The sequence below is a fragment of the Agromyces sp. P1_H4 genome, from assembly GCF_056405255.1.
Window position 1 is genome coordinate 1 of sequence record NZ_JBFUCL010000600.1, and the last position, 790, is coordinate 790.

Here is a 790-nt window from a genome sequence, read left to right on the forward strand (position 1 = left end):
GCGGTCGGTGGTCGGGCCGAGCGGCTCGTCGCCGCATCGCAGCAGCACGGACGCGGGCTGGCCCCACGCGCCGGTGCCCTGTGCGTCGGTGTCGCGCTTCTCGAGCCCGGCGACGGTGTCGGGCAGGCGGACGACCACGGCGGCGCAGTCGGGGTCGCTCGCCGACGGGGCTGCGTCGAACGCGACGGTCTGGCTGCATCCGGCGAACGCGACGGTCGCGGCGAGGGCGAGACCGCCGGCGAGGGCGACGCGCCGCAGCCCGCGGCGCGAGGGGGAGGCGTCTGGGTGGGGCATCCGGATCAGGCTACCGTGAGTGGCATGGAACGAGCTGCGCGCCCGGCTGAGGCCACCGTCGGCGAACTGGGCGAATCGGCCGTGCTGGCGCGGATCCTGCCGCGGCTCTCGCCCGGCGATGCGGCGCTCCTCGGCGCGGGCGACGATGCGGCCGTCGTGGCGGCGGCCGACGGGCGCTTCGTGGTCACGACCGACCTGCTCGTGCACGGACCCGACTTCCGCCTCGCGTGGTCGAGCCCGTTCGAGCTGGGCTGGAAGGCTGCAGCGACCAACCTGACCGATGTCGCCGCGATGGGCGCTCGGCCCACCGCCCTGGTCGTCGCGATCGCGGCACCGCCGACGACGCCCGTGTCGGTGCTCGAGGGCATCGCCGCAGGCATGCGCGAGGGACTCGCCGCGCTCGCGCCGGGCGCCGGCGTGGTGGGCGGCGACCTGTCCGCGTCGACGGTGCTCACGATCGCCGTGACCGCCTTCGGCGACCTCGAAGGACGCGCGC

2 protein-coding genes are annotated in these 790 nt (G+C 76.3%); one reads left to right on the forward strand and one right to left on the reverse strand.

All coding sequences use genetic code 11. The annotated features are described in order from the left end of the window. Positions 1-294, reverse strand: a 294-nt coding sequence (locus AC1DY2_RS20270) for a DUF3515 family protein (protein ID WP_476764051.1), incomplete at its 3' end; no start/stop codon positions are given. A gap of 24 nt (positions 295-318) precedes the next feature. Between AC1DY2_RS20270 and AC1DY2_RS20275 the strand changes: the two genes are divergently transcribed. Then, positions 319-790: thiamine-phosphate kinase (locus tag AC1DY2_RS20275; protein WP_476764052.1), on the forward strand; the 472-nt coding region annotated here is incomplete at its 3' end.